The following is a 12,828-nucleotide window of genomic DNA, read 5'->3' on the forward strand; positions in this document are numbered from 1 at the left end:
TTCTGCCCGCTTGGTTTCAGGCTTCATACCATACTCTTGTGCAGGTGCGGAATAGATTTACGGCGCGAGTCGATCAATCTCGCGCTGCAATTGCGCCCGCGGCGGTGCGTCGGGCGGCAGCAGCGCCAGCAAGCGGCGCCAATGGGCCAGCGCTGTGGCTTTATCGCCCTGCTGTGCTGCCGTCAAACCGGCGAACCACAAAGCTTCCGGCTGATTGGGATCGAGCACCAGCACCCGGCCCATCAGGTCCGTCACCTCGGCCGGGATTGGCCCGCTTCCGCTGGCTTCGGGCGGGAAGAGGACGCGGGCCAGCCCCAGCAGCGCTTCTACGGACTGCGGGGCAAGCCGCACAATCTGCCGGTGCGCTGCGATAGCAGCCTCGGTCTCCCCCAGCACGCTCCGCGCCTGGGCCAACCGCTGCCAGCCCGCCAGATCGTCCGGCTGCTCCTGAAGCCGCGCGGCCAACCGGTCCACCATGCCCCGGATCATCGCTTGTGTCGCGGGGTCGCTCGGAAGATCGCCCGATGCCATAACCGGCGGCAGATTCAAGGCTTGGCGCAGCCGCGCCTGGGCCGCCGCGACCGTGGCCCGCCACGGGGCATCGGCAGGACCGTCGGCCAGCAGGGCTTCGACGGCCGCCAAGGCTTCCTCGCGGGCGCCGCGCTGCTCGGCGGCGAGGGCAAGGTAATAGCGCGCGCGGGCATCGCTTGGGTCAAGCACCAGGGCGGCCCGAAAGGCGCCTTCCGCCTCGCCCGTTACAAGACCCTGACCGATGCGGGTCAGCGCCTCCCCCTGCGCCGAGGGGAAAACCGCCAGACCGGGGAACTTCTGCCGCGCTTCCCCCAAAAGGGCGAGGGCTTCCTGCGTCTCCTCGCGCTGCACCAGCAAACCCGACAGGCGCAGCCAATTCATCGGTTCGAGCGGTTGCGCCGCGAGGGTCTTGCGCGCTTCGGCAATCGCCTGTACCGCCGCCGTTAGCGGCGCGATTTCGTCAGCCCGCGTCGACAGGGGTCGATCCTTCAAGGCCGGTTGCCCGAGCGAGAGATAAACCCCGAGCGGCACCGCCGTCACGAGTACAACGACGGGAACCGCCAGCGCTTTGCGCCGCACCCAGGAAATCGGCCGAGCGGCTTTGGCTTTCAGCAAGCGCCGCTGGACTTCTACCGTTGCGGCCGCCAAGGCCGCGTCGGTCAGGCGTCCGGCGGCATGATCGCGCTTCAACTCGTCTAATTGATCGCGGTAAAGGAGAAGCGGCACCTCCCCATCCGCCGACGGCGGGCGGCGCAGCATCGGGGTCAGAACCAAGGCAGCCGCGCCTGCGGACAGCAGCAGAATCGCAATCAGCAGGGTCACGCGTCTTTCTCCAACTGGCGCAACTGCTCCCGCTCCGCCGCGGTCAGCGGGACAGGGGCGACCGGCGTCTTCGTTTTCCGGCGGGCATGGATCAGCAGAAGCCCCCCCACCCCTGCCAGCAGACCGAAGGGGCCGAACCACAAGAGCGCCGTGCGGTCGGTGACCGGCGGGCGCATCAGCACAAAATCACCATAGCGTTCATGGATATACGCGAGGACCGCCGCATCGCTATCGCCTGCCAGCAAACGGCGACGAACCAGTAGGCGCAGGTCGCGGGCGAGATCGGCATTCGAATCGTCAATCGATTCGCTCTGGCAGACGAGGCAGCGCAACTCCCGCGACAGGGCGCGAGCGCGGGCTTCGAGGGCGGGATCGGCCAAGATTTCATCGGGGCCAAGGGCGGCGAGCGGCCCGGCGAGCAGCACCAAGGCCAAGGCAAGACGGCGGATCATGAGCCGAGACTTTTCAGCAGCGGGCGCAAGGTCTTGTCCAGCACCTCAGCATCAATGGCGCCGACGTGGCGGTAGCGAATCTTGCCCGCCCGGTCGATGACGAAGGTTTCCGGCACGCCGTACACGCCCCACTCGATCGACGCCGTGCCATTGCTATCCATACCGATGCGGGCAAAGGGATCGCCCAGCGCCGCCAGAAACGCCTTGGCATTCTCCGGCTTGTCGCGCTGATTGAGGGCGAGAATCGTCACCCCCTGCTTCTTCAGGTCCATCAAAAACGGATGTTCCGCGCGGCACGGCACGCACCAAGACGCAAAAACATTCACTAGCAGCGGGCCTTGCGCCGCCAAGGCCCGAATTTCGGCATCGGTCAGGGCCGCCTCGCCCGCGCGCAGCGCCGGGAGATCGGTGGGCGGTACAGGGCGATCAATAAGCGTGCTGGGCAGTACCTTATCGCCCCCGGCCAGCAGACTAACCGCGAAATACCCCAGCAGCACCGCCAGCACGAGCAGCGGCAGGGCGGCGAGCAGCCAGCGCGACTTCATGCGGCGACCCTCCCCGACGCAGCGGCGGGCTTGCGCTGGGCCACCCCGAGGCGCAGGCGGCGGTCGGCGAGCGAGAGGCTGCCCCCCAAGGCCATCACTACGGCACCGCCCCAGATCCACGGCACCAGCGGATTATAATAAACGCGCAGGGCATAGGCGCCGGTTTGGGCGTCGCGGTCGCCGAGCGCCAAATAGAGATCGCGCAGCCCATTGGTGCGAATGGCCGTTTCGCTGGTCGTCATTGGCGGGCGGTTGAACTTGCGCCGCGCGGGTTTGGCCGTCGCGATTACCGCCCCATCACTGCGGATAATCACAGTAGCGGTTTCGGCGATGAAATTCGGGCCTTGCACCGGCTCGACTTTCTCTAAAGTCAGATCAAACCCCGCAACGCGCATGCTTTGACCCGGTTGCAGCGCCTTGACCTGATCAGTTTGCCACAGGTCGCCCGCCATGCCGATGATCGAAATGCCAAGCCCCGCGTGGGCGATGATCGCCCCCAGGGCGCTGCGCGGCAGCCCGCGCCAGCGCGCCCGGATATTGCCGCGTAGCCGGTCGTAAAGATCGGTCAGCGCGCCGAAGATCAACCAGCACCCACAGAAGATCCCGAAGGGCGCCAGCAGCGGCCCGCCGCCCGCCCAGGCATAGGCGACGCCCGCCCCGATCAGCGCCAACAGCCCGGCAACCTTGAGGCGCAGCAAAATCGCCAGCGCATCGGCCCGCTTCCACGGGATCAGCGGCCCCGCCGCCATCACCAGCACCAGTGGTACCAGCAGCGGCACGAAGGTGGCTTTGTAATAGGGGGTGCCGACCGTCACGGTCCCGAGGCCCATCGCATCGAGGAACATCGGGTAGAGCGTGCCCAGCAGCACTGTCACCAGCGCCACCGCCAGCAGCACATTATTGAGGATCAACGCCCCCTCGCGGCTGATCGCGGCAAACAATCCGCCCCCGTCCAGCAGATGAGCGCGCAGGGCATAAAGCGTCAGTGCCCCGCCGACCACGACCGCCAGCAGCCCGAGGATGAAGGCACCGCGCGCCGGGTCCGTCGCAAACGCATGGACCGAGGTAATGACGCCGGAACGAACCAGGAAGGTGCCCAGGATCGAAAAAGCAAAGGCGACGATGGCCAGCAAGATCGTCCAGCGTTTCAGACTATCGCGCTTCTCCACAACGATGGCCGAGTGCAGCAGCGCCGTTGTCGCCAGCCAGGGCATGAGAGAGGCGTTTTCCACCGGATCCCAGAACCACCAGCCGCCCCAGCCCAGTTCGTAATAGGCCCACCAGCTGCCAAGGGCGATGCCGAGCGTTAGGAACACCCAGGACGCCAGCGTCCAGGGTCGCACCCAGCGCGCCCAGGCGGGATCGACGCGCTTTTCCAGCAGAGCCGCCAGCGCGAAGGCAAAGGAAATCGACGTGCCGACGTAACCGAGGTAAAGCAGCGGCGGATGAAAGGCGAGGCCGGGATCCTGCAGCAGCGGGTTGAGGCCGCGCCCCTCAATCGGCGCCTGCGGCAACCGGGCAAACGGGTTGGAGGTCAGCAGGACAAAGGCATAAAAACCCAAGGAAATCAGCGCTTGAATCCCCAGAACCCGCGCCCGTAAGGTCGCGGGCATCCGGTCCCCCGCCAAGGCCACCGCCGAGCCGAACAGCGCCATAACGGTGATCCACAGCAGCATCGAGCCTTCGTGGTTGCCCCAGACGCCGCTGACCTTATACAGCAGCGGCTTATCGGCATGGCTATTCTGCCAGACGTTCTGCACCGAGAAATCAGAAACGATATAGGCGTAGGTCAGGGCACCGAATGCAACTAGGGACGCCAGCGCTTGGGTGAGCGCGGCGCTGCCGCTGAAGGCCATCAGAAACCCGTCGCGGCGCTGGGCCCCAAAGAGACCGAAGGCCGCTTGCAGGGCGGCGAGCAGCCCCGCCAGGATCAAGGCGTAATGCCCAAGTTCGACCAGCATGCGGCGGCCCCTTATTTGGCGGGCGCGACGGCGCCCGGCTTCCACTGGCCGGTGGCTTTGATCGCCTCCGCCACTTCCTTCGGCATATAGTTTTCGTCGTGCTTGGCCAGCACTTCGCGAGCGACGAAAAGCCCGTGCTTATCCAGGCTGCCTTCGGCAACCACGCCCTGGCCTTCGCGGAACAGATCGGGCAGCACGCCCTTATAGGCGACGGTCACGGTCTGCGCCGTATCGGTAACGCGGAAATGGATCGTCGCTCCATCGGCCTGCCGTGCAACCGACCCTTGCTCGACAAGTCCTCCCAGCCGGAAACGCCGTTCGGCGGCAACCTTGCCCGCCGCCACATCGCTGGGGGAATGGAAGAACACGAGATTGTCGGAAAAGGCGGTCAGGATCAGCCCGGCGGCGACCCCCAAGCCGGCAAGACCGGCGAGCACGGCATAGAGACGGCGGCGTTTCGCGGTTTTGGCGGGGGATTTCAGGCTCATCGCTCCGCCCCCCGGCGCGGGTTGATCGCCTCCCAAGCCGCGCGGGCGCGTGACCGCTGCACCAGCGATAGCGCCAGCAGGCCAATCAGCACGACCGCCGCCAGCCCATAAGACGCCCAAATAAAGACGGCATAGCCGCCCATATGCAGAAACTCGCTCACGATACCCGCTCCTCCACCGCGCGGATTTTGCGGTCAAGAATGGCGGTTTCAAGGCGCAGCAGCAGCACCCACACAAAAAAAGCCGTAAAGCCCAAGGCCATCAGCAGCAGCGGGCGCAGCATCGCCGGGTCGATGGTCGGCCCATCCATGCGAAAGACCGAGGCGGGCTGATGCAGCGTGTTCCACCAATCGACGGAAAATTTGATGATCGGCAGATTGACCGCACCGACCAGGGCCAGGATCGACCCGGCCTTCGCCCCCCGTTCGGGATCGTCGAACGCATCGACGAGGGCGAGATAGCCGAGGTAGAGGAAAAACAGCACGAGCACGGAGGTCAGCCGCGCGTCCCACACCCACCAAGTCCCCCACATGGGTTGACCCCAGAGCGAGCCGGTAACGAGGCAAAGCAAGGTGAAAGCCGCCCCCGGTACTGCGGCGGCCCGGGTCGCAAGATCGGCGAGCGGATGCCGCCAGATCAGCGCCACGGCGCTCGATAGGGCCATCGAGGCATAAACGAAAACGCTCATCCACGCGGCGGGAACGTGGATATACATGATCCGCACGGTTTCGCTCTGCTGATAATCGGCGGGCGAGGCGAACAGCGCGAAATAGAGACCAACGCCCAGGAACAGGACCGCCGCCGCCGCCGCAAAGGGCATCACCCGCCGCGCGATGCGCTGAAACCGGGCCGGATTGGCAAAACGGTGCATCTCCTACGTCCTTCCTCTCAGGCGCGCGCCCTCCGCGCTTCGAACCAATCCTGGGCCTCGGCGGCGACCGTTCCCCCGAAGAGGATCAGCACCCAGAGAATGAACATCCAGAGCTGAAGCAGGGGCAAAGCCGCCAAAGCGCCATAGATCAAGTTTTGAATCGGCGCGGCGGCGATATACCAGACAAAAATCCACTTGGCGACGGTCAGCGCAAGGGCTGCGACACTGGCACCGATCGCCGCCGCCCCCCAATGCACGCGCCGAGCCGGGAAAACCATAAACATGAACAGAAACGCGACAAAGCCAATCAGCGGCGTGACCCCATGCCGGATGGCAACCAGCCAGGGCGCATCGCTGCCCAACAGCCCGGTTCCCAAAGCCCAACCGCTCGCCGCCGCCAGCAGCGGCAAGGCAACAATGGCCACGATCAGCGCGACCAGCCGGATACTCCACGGCCAATGCCGTTCGGTGCGCCAGATAAAATTGAAGGAGGTTTCGACTTCGATCAGTAGCAAAAACATTGATACTGCGAGAGCAGGCAATAGGAACGAGGGCAGGGACGCCGCGTTACTGATGAAGGTCGTGAGTTGCTGATCAACCTGATCGCCGACGACCGGCACAAAGCTGGAGACGATGACGCCACGCGCCTGCACGATCCAATCGCCGATCCCTTCAAACCGGGCGGCGACGCCAAACACGAGAATCGCGACCGGCACCAAGGTTAGCAGCGTCGTAAAAGCCAGCGACCCGGCGAGGATGGCCACCCGTTCCTGCGAGAACCGCTTCAAGACACTCCCGCAGAATTTTAGAAACATAATGCCTCAGCGCGCCCGGCGGCGGGTGCCATAGGCGCGCGCGGCGTCGCCGAATGCCCCGAACAGCGCCAACGAGAAGGGGTTTTCCCGCACTTTGAATTCCGGGTGCCATTGCACGGAGACGGCAAAACTCTCGGTCCGCGTCACGCGCACGGCTTCAACCGTGCCATCGTCGGCCACCGCCTCGACCTCCACCCCATCGGCCAGCCGGTCAATCCCCTGCCAATGCAGCGAATTGACCTGTAAGCGCGTGTCGCCGCCATTGAGCTGCTGGAACAGCCCGCCCTCGGTCAGCGTTACCGGATGGGCGAGACCATATTGAATATCGAGATCAGGGCTATCGGGAGCGCGATGATCGATCCGGCCCGGAAGCTCGTGCAAGCGCTGGTGCAGCGATCCGCCGAGGGCGACGTTCAGTTCCTGATGGCCCCGGCAAATCGCCAGCAGCGGCACACCCGCCGTCAGCGCCGCCAGAATGAGCGGCAGCACCGTCGCATCGCGCGCCGGATCGTGCAGCGTCCCTGCCGCCGCACTTGGGCCGTCATAATGATGGGGTTCGACGTTCGATAGGCTGCCGGTGACCAGCAAACCATCCAGCGTCGCCACTACGGCGCCAATATCGAGATCGTCGCCCAACGCCGGGATCAGCAGCGGCAGACCGCCCAGCCCGTCCGTTACCCCCCGGATATATTTCTCACCGACCGTATGGGTCCGGCTGCCATCGACGGTGCGAATGCAGGCCGTAACGCCGATCACCGGCGGGCGCGGGGCAGTATGGACAGAACGGCGCTGGGGCATGGGGCTTTCCTCTCGCTAACCGCGCCGCACGATAATCGTGCGCACACGGCGGCGGTTGACCAGAACAAAGATGATCGCAGCAACCAAAAGGACAGGCAGGACGAACGCGAGGATCGTGAACAGCCCCGCCAAGAGCAGAAACCCCATCCCGATCACCGCCGCCAATGCGGCAATCGCCACGACAACGCGCAGCAGTTGCTTCAGCTTGCTGTCGGGGCGATAGGGGCCGCGGCCCGGATCGATAATCAGCTCAGGTTCCCTGCGCATCCTCTGCCCCTCTCCCCAGCCCGTCCGGCTAATAGGCGTTCCGGTTCACAAAGCCGACGAACACGGTCATCAGCAAGATTTTCAGATCGAGACTGAGGGACCAATTGTCAATGTAGTAAAGATCGTACTGCACGCGCATCCGCATCTTTTCCGGCGTATCCGTCTCGCCGCGATAGCCGTTGACCTGCGCCCAGCCGGTGATCCCCGGTTTCACCCGGTGGCGACCGAGGTAACCGTCGATAATCGCCGCGTAATGCTCGTTATGGGCTACCGCGTGCGGGCGCGGCCCCACCAGCGACATGGTACCCTGCAACACGTTAAAAAGTTGTGGAAGCTCATCCAGGCTCGACTTGCGCAGAAAGCTGCCCACCCGGGTCACGCGCGGATCATTGCGCTGCGCCTGCGGCACCGACGGATCGGGGTTCGGGTCGTTGCGCATCGAGCGGAACTTGAAGACCGTGATCTCGTTATTGTTAAAGCCATAGCGCTTCTGTCGGAACAGCACCGGCCCGGGGCTATCCAGCTTCACGGCAATCGCCACCACCGCCATCACCGGCAGCGCCAGCAACAGGATGAAGAACCCGAGGATACGATCCTCCAAGGCCTTCAGCACCTGCCCCCAGGCGCTCAAGGGGCGCTGGAAGACGTGCAGCAGCGGCAGACCGCCCAGGGTGGAAAAACCGCGCACCGGCAGATTAAAGCGGAGCGTATGGGCACAGAATTTCGTATTGATCGGCACGTCGCGCAGCTTCGCCAGCACGCTCGCCACTTCTTCTTCCGAGCGGTCGATCATCGCGATAACGATTTCATCGATCCGTTCCTGGCGCACCAACCGCACAAGATCGATGACCGAGCCGCGATAGGGCACCCCCTCAATCGTGGCTTCGGCCGGATCGAGCGTATCGAAAACCCCCACCACCTGCACGTAAGGGTCTTGACGCAACTGCTCCAGCACCTTCCGCCCCAGGTCGCGCGCGCCGACCAGGGCAATCCGCGCCGTCAGATCACCGTGCCGCCGCGCCCGCCGCCGCCGGTGCCAGATCACAAAGCGCGTCAGCGTAAACGCGATAAAGACGCCGAAATACCATTGCAGCGCCCAGGCGCGGTTTAGCCATTCAGTAATGTCGGTAACGAACACAAAGGCGAGGACCGCCAGGGCCACCATCGTCCAGGCTGCCGCCATCCGCACCACCTGCAAGGAGGTCGAGGCCAAGGAAGCCGGGCGGTAAATGCCCGCGACATGGGCGAAATTCGCCGTCAGCAGCGCCGCCAGCAGGATGATCTGATGGTAATAATGGGGGATGCGCAGCGTATTATTGTGAAACCAGAACAGCGTATAGGCGACCCCCGCCACCAGCACGACATCGGTCAGACGGAGCAGACCGGTGATCAGGGTCGTTCGGTCGGAGGCGGGAAACGCGCGGACGTCGCTCATGACAGGAAGGCGCACCGATCAGGATAGGGGAAGGAAGACCGTTACCGGTCTTCCAGGACAGGACTATAGAGCGCGCTGGGCGTGCTGCTTCATCAAATTTCGGAAAAACTCCAAGGCGTCCATTGTCGAGCGCGTGAAGCGGACTGCCAGGGTCTTTTTCTTCGAATCGCGGCGAACGACGCGGATCGTCGCTGAATAGCTGCGTTCCCCGCCGACCTGATTGAAGTTAACCTGCGTTTCGGCGCCTTGGTCCATCTCGCCGTCATAGTCGGCAATCAGCAACCCGCCGATCGACCAATCGATGGTGGTGAAGACTTTCTCGGCGATCTTCACTTGCAGTTTCGGCTCTTCAAAGCGCGTGTAATTGCGCTTCTCGCCCTTCGCGACATTGGCGATCTTCGGCATCGCTTCCGCCGGTTTGGCCTTCGTCGGCCCTTCTTGGCGATGCCCGCCGGTCATCGAGATCAGGTCGATCTTTTTAAGCACAAGGTCTTTAAAGCCCTGGGTCGCCCCCAGTTCCATCGCCTTCAGAAGATGTTCCTTAGCGACCTTAACCGCGTCCTGCTTTTTGCCTTCGAGGCGCTGTAAAGCAAACTCCCGCGCCTGTTCGAGCGATAGATCAACCAGCTTCACATTGGCATCGAGCGAGATGGATTTAACCGCCTCGGTCACCTTGATGAAATATTCGCGTGGGATCATCTTGTCCTGAAGCTGACCGCGCACATTGCGCACGATCCGCTCCACCTCGGCCACGCGGCCGGTCGCGGCGGCGATACGGGCACGATCGACGTCGATGTCGATGCGCTGTATCTTACCTTCCATCATCTTCCGCTGAATTTCGCGGTCTTTATCGGAATACATGGGCTATCGCCAAGTTTGGACCATTGCGCAACGACGGCCGACAAACACTGCCGGTCGATCCTTCGCACTATCGAGACACTGTACCAAAAAACCAAGCACAAACAAAATCATCGAAGCCTAAAACACTAAAAAGCGCGTCATACGGGCGAAATCACAGTCTTACACTAACCTTTAACCGTTAACATTTTCGAAATTTTTGCCCTTCTCGCGCGCGGTCGGTACACGCGCCAGTGCGTCCGCCGCCCGGCGCTGCTTCAACCGATGACCGATCTCGACGATGCTCTGCAAGGCGGGCAGAAACTCCTGCCCTAGGTCGGTCAGGGCATATTCGACCGACGGTGGCGAGGTCGGCATGATCGTCCGGCTTAGCACCCCCTTGCCTTCGAGATCGCGCAGACGCTGCGTCAGCACCTTGGCGGAAACGGCCGGAATATCGGCGCGCAACTCGTTGAACCGGCGGGCGCCCCCGGCGAGATGCCAGAGGATATTCGGCGTCCAGGCCCCGCCCAGCAGGCCCATACATTCCATCAGTGGGCATTCGGGATGGGGGGGCGGCGAGAGGTTTTTGCGCATTTTCAAAGGCATATCGGACATCCAGTTACCCGGTGGAAACGCCATAATCACAATAACCAATCATCACCTGGTTACAATAGGTAATCTTCCGCAGTATCTGAAAGGCGGTTCTGATCCTCTTTGGAGACCGTTCGATGAAACTCTACTATTCCCCCGGCGCCTGCTCGCTCGCCTCGCACATCACCCTGCGCGAAATCGGCCAGCCTTTCGGTTTGGAGCGGGTCGATCTCGCCAGCAAGACGACCGAAACCGGGGCTGACTATACCCGGATCACCGATAAAGGGCAGGTTCCCGCCCTCGAAATGCCCGATGGCAGCGTGCTGACCGAAGGCGCGGCCATTCTGCAATTCATCGCCGATCATGCGGGTGCCACGCAGCTTGCCCCGCGAGCGGGTAGCGTTGCCCGGGCGCGGGTGCAGGAAATGCTGAACTTCTGCGCCTCTGAACTCCATAAAGCCTTCGGCCCGCTATTCAACGCCGCCGCCCCGCAGGCGGCTAAAGACGCCGCCCCGGCGGCGGTCGCCCGGCATTTCGACTGGCTGGAAAAGCGCTTGAGCGACGGGCGGGCACATTTGACCGGCGAGGCCTTCACGGTTGCCGACGCCTATGTCTTCGTCGTCGCCGGGTGGGCCGGACCGACGGGCATCGGCTTTGACCGCTGGCCGAAACTCGCGGCCTTCCTGGATCGGGTTCGCGCCCGCCCAACGGTCAAGGCGGCACTCGCCGTTGAAGGTCTGGCCTAAGATGGGAACCGCCTTCGCCGAGATCACGCCCGTCCTGCAAACCTATTTTGACGGGCTCTATTACAGCGATACCGGCCGCTTGCGGCAGGTCTTCCATCCGAAAGCACAGTATGTCTGCGCGTCGGACGGAACGCTGCTCTACCGGACGATGGACGAATATTTCCCCGTCGTCGATGCCCGCCCGTCCCCCGCCAGCCGGGGGGAAGCGCGCCGCGATGCGATTGTCTCCATCGCCCTCGCCGGACCGGTCACCGCCATCGCGACCGTCACCTGCGCCATCGGGACGGCGCAGTTCATCGACTTGCTGACGCTGATCAAACTCGATGGGCGCTGGCAGATCATCTCAAAAACCTTCCACCGCGACGACTCAAAAGCCTAACCGGCGGAGAGAGACTATGCCCTACGTCAATATCAAGATCACCAAGGAAGGCGCGACCCCCGACCAGAAGGCCGCGCTGATCAAAGGCGTCACTGACCTTCTTGTCGATGTGCTGGACAAGAGCCCCGCCACCACCTTCGTCGTCATCGACGAGGTGGAGATGGCCCATTGGGGCATCGGCGGCTTGCCGGTGGAGGCCTATCGCCAAAAGCTGAAAGCCGAAAAGGGCTAAGCGTTTGGGCGCCCGCCGTCAGCGCCGCTGGCGGCGGGCGTTTTCTGAAACTTCCAACAGGGCGCGGGCGCACATCACCTCATCCGGTAAAGCCGAGGCTTTGCATTGGGCCTCCGCCTCATGCAACCGCCCCAAGGCTGCGGCGGCGCGCGCGACGGGCCAATGGCGCACCTGCCGCGCCAACCGCTCCGCATCGCGCTTGAACGGCGGTGGGCGCAGCGCGGCAATTGCCGCCTCGGCGGTTTTTCCGCCTGCCATCTGCGCCGCGACGAGATGCAACCGCTGCATCTGGCGTAACAGCACGCGCAGAATGCCGACCGGCGATTCGCCGTCCATCATCGCCCGGCGGAAGGCGAGATCAAGCGCCTCGGTCCGCCCGTCGAGCGCGGCCTGAATGACATCATCCAGCGACTGGGCCGCACTATCCCCAACCGCCCCCTGCACATCGGCCAGCGCCACCCGGCTTTGGCCGTGCAGATAGAGCGTGAGCTTGTCGAGTTCGGACCGGCTCATCATCCGGTCACCGCCGAGATGCTGGGTCAGATAGGCCAGTGCATCCGGCTCCGGTGTCAGCCCTGCCTTGCGCAGCGTTTCGGCGATCACTTGGCTTAGGTCGGCGCCGCTATCGTGGTAGCACGGCACCGCCACCGCCGCCGCATGGCTTTCACACAGCGCGCGGAGGGAGGATTTGGCGGCCAGATCCCCCGCCTCAATCGCAATCACCGCCTCGCCCGGCAGGGTTTCAAGAAAGCCCTTCAGCAAGGCGGTTAACCCGGCGTCGGTCGCGTCGCGCAGCCAGATTGCCCGGCGTCCGCCCATCATCGACAGCGCCGCCGCTTCGTCGTTCAGTCGGGCCGGGTCTTCCTTGAGCGCCGCCACCGAGAGTTCGACCACCTGAAACGGATCATTGCGGCTGCCCGCCACCGCGACCACAAGGTTTGCCGCCCGTTCGCGCACCAGCCCGGCATCCGGCCCGTAAAATAGCGCCGCCCGCAGGGGGGATTTCGGTTGTTTCAGCAGGGCTTCGGCAGAACCGCCGCGCGCGAGCTTCACAC

17 protein-coding genes are annotated in these 12,828 nt (G+C 63.8%); 3 read left to right on the forward strand and 14 right to left on the reverse strand.

The annotated features are described in order from the left end of the window. Positions 1–57: 57 nt before the first annotated feature. The 13 genes from ccmI to CHR90_RS06635 form a co-directional block, all read right to left on the reverse strand. On the reverse strand, positions 58–1,353 hold the full coding sequence (gene ccmI, locus CHR90_RS06575; protein ID WP_094408199.1) for a c-type cytochrome biogenesis protein CcmI: 1,296 nt from the start codon (positions 1,351–1,353) through the stop codon (positions 58–60). After that, a complete protein-coding gene (locus CHR90_RS06580) occupies positions 1,350–1,805 on the reverse strand; it encodes a cytochrome c-type biogenesis protein (RefSeq protein WP_094408200.1) in 456 nt (151 codons plus the stop codon). The genes ccmI and CHR90_RS06580 overlap by 4 nt, the downstream gene beginning before the upstream one ends. Then, a complete protein-coding gene (locus CHR90_RS06585; RefSeq protein ID WP_094408201.1) occupies positions 1,802–2,350 on the reverse strand; it encodes a DsbE family thiol:disulfide interchange protein in 549 nt (182 codons plus the stop codon). Before CHR90_RS06585 ends, CHR90_RS06580 begins: the two co-directional genes overlap by 4 nt. Next, the gene (locus tag CHR90_RS06590; protein WP_094408202.1) at positions 2,347–4,311 is read right to left on the reverse strand and encodes a heme lyase CcmF/NrfE family subunit; all 1,965 of its coding nucleotides are present in this window, start codon (positions 4,309–4,311) and stop codon (positions 2,347–2,349) included. Before CHR90_RS06590 ends, CHR90_RS06585 begins: the two co-directional genes overlap by 4 nt. An 11-nt stretch (positions 4,312–4,322) precedes the next feature. Further along, on the reverse strand, positions 4,323–4,799 hold the full coding sequence (gene ccmE / locus CHR90_RS06595; protein WP_094408203.1) for a cytochrome c maturation protein CcmE: 477 nt from the start codon (positions 4,797–4,799) through the stop codon (positions 4,323–4,325). Next, on the reverse strand, positions 4,796–4,960 hold the full coding sequence (gene ccmD, locus CHR90_RS06600) for a heme exporter protein CcmD (RefSeq protein ID WP_094408204.1): 165 nt from the start codon (positions 4,958–4,960) through the stop codon (positions 4,796–4,798). The genes ccmE and ccmD overlap by 4 nt, the downstream gene beginning before the upstream one ends. Then, positions 4,957–5,670, reverse strand: coding sequence for a heme ABC transporter permease (locus tag CHR90_RS06605; RefSeq protein ID WP_094408205.1), 714 nt, complete (start codon positions 5,668–5,670; stop codon positions 4,957–4,959). Before CHR90_RS06605 ends, ccmD begins: the two co-directional genes overlap by 4 nt. 17 nt (positions 5,671–5,687) lie before the next feature. Further along, entirely contained in the window at positions 5,688–6,485 is a 798-nt protein-coding gene (locus CHR90_RS06610) for a YihY family inner membrane protein (protein WP_094408206.1), read from the reverse strand. Positions 6,486–6,491: 6 nt separating this feature from the next. Further along, the gene (locus CHR90_RS06615) at positions 6,492–7,283 is read right to left on the reverse strand and encodes a gamma-glutamyl-gamma-aminobutyrate hydrolase family protein (RefSeq protein WP_094408207.1); all 792 of its coding nucleotides are present in this window, start codon (positions 7,281–7,283) and stop codon (positions 6,492–6,494) included. 15 nt (positions 7,284–7,298) lie between these two features. Further along, positions 7,299–7,550, reverse strand: a complete 252-nt coding sequence (locus CHR90_RS06620) for a hypothetical protein (protein WP_094408208.1) — start codon at positions 7,548–7,550, stop codon at positions 7,299–7,301. Between the two features lie 28 nt (positions 7,551–7,578). Continuing rightward, positions 7,579–8,985: an undecaprenyl-phosphate glucose phosphotransferase gene (locus tag CHR90_RS06625; RefSeq protein WP_094408209.1), complete on the reverse strand. Its 1,407-nt coding sequence runs from the start codon at positions 8,983–8,985 to the stop codon at positions 7,579–7,581. A gap of 63 nt (positions 8,986–9,048) precedes the next feature. Beyond that, positions 9,049–9,846, reverse strand: coding sequence for a PilZ domain-containing protein (locus CHR90_RS06630; protein WP_094408210.1), 798 nt, complete (start codon positions 9,844–9,846; stop codon positions 9,049–9,051). Between the two features lie 171 nt (positions 9,847–10,017). After that, positions 10,018–10,440 (reverse strand): winged helix-turn-helix transcriptional regulator, encoded by a 423-nt coding sequence (locus CHR90_RS06635; RefSeq protein ID WP_229671574.1) that lies wholly within the window; start codon positions 10,438–10,440, stop codon positions 10,018–10,020. Positions 10,441–10,553: 113 nt separating this feature from the next. On the opposite strand from CHR90_RS06635, the gene gstA reads away from it, so the two are divergent. From gstA to CHR90_RS06650, 3 genes are read left to right on the forward strand one after another with little or no spacing between them, the layout of a single operon-like run. Beyond that, positions 10,554–11,162, forward strand: a complete 609-nt coding sequence (gstA, locus tag CHR90_RS06640; protein ID WP_094408211.1) for a glutathione transferase GstA — start codon at positions 10,554–10,556, stop codon at positions 11,160–11,162. Position 11,163: 1 nt separating this feature from the next. After that, the gene (locus CHR90_RS06645; RefSeq protein WP_094408212.1) at positions 11,164–11,541 is read left to right on the forward strand and encodes a nuclear transport factor 2 family protein; all 378 of its coding nucleotides are present in this window, start codon (positions 11,164–11,166) and stop codon (positions 11,539–11,541) included. A gap of 16 nt (positions 11,542–11,557) precedes the next feature. Beyond that, positions 11,558–11,773 (forward strand): tautomerase family protein, encoded by a 216-nt coding sequence (locus tag CHR90_RS06650; RefSeq protein ID WP_094408213.1) that lies wholly within the window; start codon positions 11,558–11,560, stop codon positions 11,771–11,773. Between the two features lie 18 nt (positions 11,774–11,791). Here CHR90_RS06650 and holA read toward each other — a convergent pair whose 3' ends face one another. Continuing rightward, a complete protein-coding gene (gene holA, locus CHR90_RS06655; protein ID WP_229671575.1) occupies positions 11,792–12,826 on the reverse strand; it encodes a DNA polymerase III subunit delta in 1,035 nt (344 codons plus the stop codon). Positions 12,827–12,828 lie beyond the last annotated feature (2 nt).

It is taken from the genome of Elstera cyanobacteriorum, from assembly GCF_002251735.1.
Classification (GTDB): Bacteria; Pseudomonadota; Alphaproteobacteria; order Elsterales; family Elsteraceae; genus Elstera; species Elstera cyanobacteriorum.

Coding starts and splice junctions, on each gene's coding strand:
- CHR90_RS06590 (WP_094408202.1), bottom strand. CDS start 4,311: ATGCTGGTCGAACTTGGGCATTACGCCTTGATCCTGGCGGGGCTGCTC.
- CHR90_RS06605 (WP_094408205.1), bottom strand. CDS start 5,670: ATGCACCGTTTTGCCAATCCGGCCCGGTTTCAGCGCATCGCGCGGCGG.
- CHR90_RS06630 (WP_094408210.1), bottom strand. CDS start 9,846: ATGTATTCCGATAAAGACCGCGAAATTCAGCGGAAGATGATGGAAGGT.
- CHR90_RS06650 (WP_094408213.1), top strand. CDS start 11,558: ATGCCCTACGTCAATATCAAGATCACCAAGGAAGGCGCGACCCCCGAC.
- CHR90_RS06610 (WP_094408206.1), bottom strand. CDS start 6,485: ATGTTTCTAAAATTCTGCGGGAGTGTCTTGAAGCGGTTCTCGCAGGAA.
- CHR90_RS06620 (WP_094408208.1), bottom strand. CDS start 7,550: ATGCGCAGGGAACCTGAGCTGATTATCGATCCGGGCCGCGGCCCCTAT.
- CHR90_RS06645 (WP_094408212.1), top strand. CDS start 11,164: ATGGGAACCGCCTTCGCCGAGATCACGCCCGTCCTGCAAACCTATTTT.
- CHR90_RS06635 (WP_229671574.1), bottom strand. CDS start 10,440: ATGTCCGATATGCCTTTGAAAATGCGCAAAAACCTCTCGCCGCCCCCC.
- CHR90_RS06580 (WP_094408200.1), bottom strand. CDS start 1,805: ATGATCCGCCGTCTTGCCTTGGCCTTGGTGCTGCTCGCCGGGCCGCTC.
- gstA (WP_094408211.1), top strand. CDS start 10,554: ATGAAACTCTACTATTCCCCCGGCGCCTGCTCGCTCGCCTCGCACATC.
- CHR90_RS06585 (WP_094408201.1), bottom strand. CDS start 2,350: ATGAAGTCGCGCTGGCTGCTCGCCGCCCTGCCGCTGCTCGTGCTGGCG.
- CHR90_RS06615 (WP_094408207.1), bottom strand. CDS start 7,283: ATGCCCCAGCGCCGTTCTGTCCATACTGCCCCGCGCCCGCCGGTGATC.
- CHR90_RS06625 (WP_094408209.1), bottom strand. CDS start 8,985: ATGAGCGACGTCCGCGCGTTTCCCGCCTCCGACCGAACGACCCTGATC.
- ccmE (WP_094408203.1), bottom strand. CDS start 4,799: ATGAGCCTGAAATCCCCCGCCAAAACCGCGAAACGCCGCCGTCTCTAT.